Origin of the sequence: Arhodomonas sp. SL1, from assembly GCF_052060015.1 — a bacterium.
Lineage (GTDB): Bacteria > Pseudomonadota > Gammaproteobacteria > Nitrococcales > Nitrococcaceae > Arhodomonas.
Genome location: NZ_JBPODZ010000033.1, coordinates 1 through 5,112, shown reverse-complemented (window position 1 = coordinate 5,112; position 5,112 = coordinate 1). Strand labels below are relative to the sequence as shown.

Genomic DNA, 5,112 nt, shown 5'->3' with positions numbered 1-5,112 from the left:
CGCTGAGGCCTGGGTTTGGCTCACCGAAGCACGCCGGCTGATGCGGCGGCTAACCGTCTAATTTGTAAACACCCTCTAAGGTTCACGGGACGAATCAAGAAAGACGGGCCGGGACGCCCATGGCACGAACCGAACGGATCTACCGCCTCCACGCCCTGCTGCGCGACAGCCGGCACCCCGTCCCCTTCCAGCGCCTGCGCGAGCACCTCGAGGTCTCCGATGCCACCATCAAGCGGGATATTCAGTTCCTGCGCGACCAGCTGGATGCGCCCCTTGCATACGATCCCGAGGCCAACGGCTACCACTACGACGAAGCGGACGGCCCCTTCGAGCTGCCAGGTCTGTGGCTGAACCACAGCGAGCTCTACGCGCTGCTGGCGAGCGAGCAGCTCCTCGAGGCCGTGCAGCCCGGCGTGCTCCGCGACCGCATAGGCCCGCTACGCGGCCGGATCCGGCGCCTGCTCGGCGACAGCGTCACCGACGCCGAGGAGTTCGCCCGGCGCGTGCGCATCGACCGGGTCACCAGCCGGGCCACACCCGGCGAGGCCTTCACGCCGGCGGCGGACGCCACCCTCTCCCGGCGGCAGCTCGCCTTCACCTACCACGCCCGCGCCCGCGACGAGGTCAGCCGGCGGCGAGTCCACCCACAGCAGCTCCTCCACTACCGGGGCAACTGGTACCTCTCGGCCTGGTGCACGGACCGCGAGGCCCTACGCATCTTCTCGCTGGACCGGATCCGTGAGGCCGCCATCCTCGACGAACCCACCCGGGACCTGGACACCGACGACCACGACCGCTACCTGCGAGCGAGCTTCGGCATCTTCACCGGCACCGCCGAATCCTGGGCCGTGCTGCGCTTCTCCCCCCACGCCGCGCGCTGGGTCGCCGACGAGCACTGGCACCCGGACCAGATCGGTCAGTGGACCGCCGACGGCGGCTGGGAGCTGCAAGTGCCCTACTCCGACCCCACCGAGCTTATCCAGGAGGTGTTGCGCCACGGGCCGGACGCGGAGGTAGTTGCACCGCAGACGTTACGCCGACACGTCGCGAACAAGCTCCACCGGGCCGTGGCGCAATACTGTTGATTTATACAGTGGCGCAGTCTCTGAGCCACCGCCGGTAGTAGAAACAGTGAAATGGCGGGAACGAAAGCTCGGGTACATCCCCAGACGCGAAAACACCGCCATCAGCCAGATGCTGGACCGTGGCCAGCGGCTGGAGGCAACGATCGTCGAGCTACGGGCAGCGCAAAGCCCGTGGCAACGGATCGAACTCGAAGTCACGCTGCTTGCGAACGCATAGGACGTCACAAGGCCCGTTCGACCAGGCGGCCGACCGGGGAAACCAGCTCATTCCGCGAGGACCGCATGAACGACTACACCGCACTCTTTCGGCAGGCCATGGACGAGGCGGACCTCGTCCCATACCCGTATCAGCGTCGACTCGCGGAGGGTCTCTGGCCCGATTTGGTCAACGTCCCCACGGGGCTAGGCAAGACAGCCGCAATCACACTGGCCTGGGCCTATCGCCGGGGCATCCGCGCCGGGGGCGAACGCGCCACACCCGAGGCCGGCATACCGCGCCGCCTGGTCTGGTGTCTGCCCATGCGGGTCCTGGTGGAACAGACCGTCGACAACGCTCGAACCTGGCTGCAGAAACTCGGCGTGCTCGGCGAGCCCGGGGAACCGGGCACGATGGCCGTTCATACCCTCATGGGCGGGGAACCGGACCTGAGGCAGGCGAGCTGGGCCAGCCATCCGGAGCAGGAGGCGATCCTGGTGGGCACCCAGGATATGCTGCTATCCCGCGCCCTCATGCGTGGCTACGGCATGAGCCGCTACCAGTGGCCGGTCCACTACGGCCTGCTGCACAACGACAGCCTCTGGGTCTTCGACGAGGTGCAGCTCATGGGCCCGGCGCTGCCGACTGCCACCCAGCTGGAGGCCTTCCGGCGGGATCTGGGAGTGGCAGCTCCGGCCCGGAGTACCTGGGTTTCCGCGACCCTGCGCGAGGACTGGCTGGATACGGTGGATTTCCGGCCTCATCGCGAGAGCGGGCTGCAGCGGCTGGAGCTGGACAAGGCCGATCGAGCCGAAGAGCCGGTCAGGCAACGAGTCGGTGCGGCCAAGGAGCTGGCCCCCGCGCAGACGCAACTCGCCGAGGCCAGGAAGCCGGCCGTGGCCGAGTACATCCGTTCCCTGGCCGACGAGATCCGCCAGGCCCACTGCGCGGGCGAACAGACCCTGGTCATCGTCAATCGAGTGGAACGCGCCCAGGCGCTCTACGACGCTCTCGAGGGCAGCGAGGCCGAGCGGTTGCTGCTCCATGCGCGTTTCCGTCCGGCGGAACGTTCGGCCATCGAACATCGCCTTCACCAGCCCGTGGGGGAGGCGGGGCGCATCGTCGTTGCCACGCAGGCGGTGGAGGCGGGGGTGGACCTGGACAGCCGCGTCCTCTTTACCGAGCTGGCCCCCTGGGCCTCCCTAGTGCAACGCTTTGGCCGCTGCAATCGGGCGGGGCGATTCGACGAGGCCCGAATCCGCTGGATCGACCTGGACGAAGAGGTCAGCGATCTCGCGCTGCCCTACGAACCCGGCCCGCTGGCACAGGGCCGGGAACAGCTCCGCACCGCTGCCTCCGCTGCCCCGGCCGATCTGCCGCCGGTCACGGAGTCCCCGGCGACCACCCAGGTCCTGCGCCGCCGGGATCTCCTCGATCTCTTCAATACCGATCCGGATCTCTCCGGCTTCGACGTGGATATCTCCCCGTTCGTTCGAGACACCGGAACGCCCCCGGTTCAGGTCTTCTGGCGGGAGGTGGCCGGGGATGAAGAAGCGGCCGAACAGGCGCCCCCCGGCCGGGCAGAGCTGTGCAACGTCTCCGTGGCGCAGTTGCGCGACCATCTGACCAGGAAGCTGTCTGCCCCCCGGAAGCGCTTGCTCGGACGGGAAGGCCGCCTCGCCTGGCGACTGGATCCCATAGCCGGCCGTGGGAGCGCGGGTCGATGGGTCGCCGTCCGTGCGGATGAAATCCGCCCGGGGCAGACCGTTCTGCTCGCCTTGGCCGATGGGGGGTACGACCCCGACAAGGGGTTTGTCCCCGGCCAGGATGGACCAGTAGCCGGAATGGCGGCGACGGCAGGTAACGAGGCCGAGGGGTACGGGAGCGACCTCCTCACCCATATCGGCCGGCGGGTCCCCCTGCCGGAGCACCTGGCCGATGTGGCCGGGGCCATGGCCGAACTCGCCGGCACCCTGGAGATACCCGACGAACAGCGCGGACCGCTGGAGACGGCGGCACGCTGGCACGACGTGGGCAAGGCCCACGAGGCCTTCCAGCGCGGCCTCGGTTTCGATCCCACGGCGGATATCGAGGGCCCCTGGGCGAAATCCGATCGTCCCGGTCGGCCCGATTACCACCGCCTGAGAGAAGACGGTGAACGGGAGCAACGCCCCGGCTTCCGCCACGAGCTGGCCTCGGCCCTGGCCTGGCTGGAAGAGGACGGGGTCGGGCTGGAACCCATCGAGCGCGACCGAATCGCCTACCTCATTGCGGCCCATCACGGTCGCGTGCGGCTGGGTCTGCGGGCCCTCCCCGATGAGCAGGAGCCCCCCGATCCCGAGACCCTCTTCGCTCGCGGCATCTGGGCCGGGGATACCCTGCCGGCACTGGATTTCGACGGGGAACACCTGGAGCCGGTGACACTCCGGCTGGATCTCATGCGGCTCGGAAGCGGCCCTCAGGGCCCCTCGTGGAGCGAGCGGACCCACCGCCTTCTCGATGAATTCGGGCCCTTCCGCCTGGCCTGGGAGGAGGCGCTGGTTCGCATCGCCGACTGGCGGGCCTCGGCCCGGGAGGCGGAGCAATGAAGCTGGCAAGGTACGAGGAATGCCGGGAGGGCAGTAATGATTGAACAGCGAGAACGCGACCGGGATGCGATCACTTCCAGCGGAACCGATGCCACCGGCATCCACGAGGTGCCGTTGCCCGGCTGCGGCCCCATCCCCCTGGCCGGCTATCTCAAGGCCCTGGGGGTCCTGCGCCTGGTGGCCGAGCAGGCCGATCCCGATGCCCGTGGCTATTGGAAGGACGAGCAGTTCGTCCTCTGCAGCCGTCTGGACGCCCCTGGCCTGCGCCGGTTCCTGCTGGAGGAGTACCGCCCTACGCCGGTGCTTGCGCCCTGGAACGGCGGCAGTGGATTCTTCTTTCGAGAAGGAAAACTAAATGAAAAAGATCCTAAAACGGGTAAGAAGAAAAAGACAGGGATACGAGATCAACCAACGCAAGCAACTCGGACGCTTGATCAAATCCATCGAGCTACCACTACGCGTTTCCGCAACCTTCAGCGAGTAATCGATCTGGCGAAGACAGCACTCGCCGAAATGGACTTGGACGAAGCGCCCAAGGCAATGCGAAAGGATCGATTGATCGCGCGATTGCGTTCGCAATTTCCCGAAGAAGGTGTAAGGGCCCTCGATTCCCTGCTGGTTCTCGCAAATGAGGAAACCAAGTATCCGCCTTTGTGGGGAACCGGAGGCACCGACGGTAACTTGGACTTCACCAATAACTTTATGCAGCGACTTGTAACAGTCATTGACCCTATCAGCGGCGCACCCAGGAAAGGGGCAGCTGATTGGCTTACGGATAGCTTATTCGCCACAGGAGCCCCTAACTTACCCTCATCCAGTGTTGGCCAGTTTGCCCCGGGTGCTGCGGGAGGACCCAATCAGGTCAGTGGTTTCGATGCCGACAAACCGCCGGTGAACCCTTGGGATTTCATCCTGATGCTCGAGGGCGCCCTCCTGTTCGCGACCGCCGCTACCAAGCGGCTGGAGAGCGCTGCCGGTAGCGCACTCAGCTACCCGTTCACGGTGCGGACCACCGCGGCCGGCACAGGCAGTACCGCGGCGAGCGACGAGAAGAATCCGCGCCACGAGTTCTGGGCGCCGCTCTGGTCGGCGGCCATGGGGCTCCCGGAGTTGCGCGCCCTGCTTGCCGAGGGCCGAGTGACCCTGGGTCGGAAGGCTGCAAAGGAGTAAGCGTTCATTTCCGGCCGTCTTGACCGGGCAGTGAGGAAGGCCTCGGGGTAGCGCTAGCCGAAGCGGTTGTCGT

Annotated in this window: 4 protein-coding genes; all 4 read left to right on the top strand. The window is 66.8% G+C overall.

Going from position 1 to position 5,112, the window contains the following annotated elements:
- Positions 1-119 precede the first annotated feature (119 nt).
- The 4 genes from ACQ754_RS16890 to cas8g1 all read left to right on the top strand — a co-directional run bounded on the left by ACQ754_RS16890 (position 120) and on the right by cas8g1 (position 5,039).
- The gene (locus ACQ754_RS16890) at positions 120-1,085 is read left to right on the top strand and encodes a helix-turn-helix transcriptional regulator (protein ID WP_440998216.1); all 966 of its coding nucleotides are present in this window, start codon (positions 120-122) and stop codon (positions 1,083-1,085) included.
- Between the two features lie 46 nt (positions 1,086-1,131).
- Positions 1,132-1,302, top strand: a complete 171-nt coding sequence (locus ACQ754_RS16885) for an HIRAN domain-containing protein (RefSeq protein WP_440998215.1) — start codon at positions 1,132-1,134, stop codon at positions 1,300-1,302.
- 65 nt (positions 1,303-1,367) lie between these two features.
- A complete protein-coding gene (gene cas3g / locus ACQ754_RS16880; RefSeq protein WP_440998214.1) occupies positions 1,368-3,869 on the top strand; it encodes a type I-G CRISPR-associated helicase/endonuclease Cas3g in 2,502 nt (833 codons plus the stop codon).
- A 36-nt stretch (positions 3,870-3,905) separates the two neighbouring features.
- Positions 3,906-5,039: a type I-G CRISPR-associated protein Cas8g1/Csx17 gene (cas8g1, locus tag ACQ754_RS16875; RefSeq protein ID WP_440998213.1), complete on the top strand. Its 1,134-nt coding sequence runs from the start codon at positions 3,906-3,908 to the stop codon at positions 5,037-5,039.
- Positions 5,040-5,112: the final 73 nt, after the last annotated feature.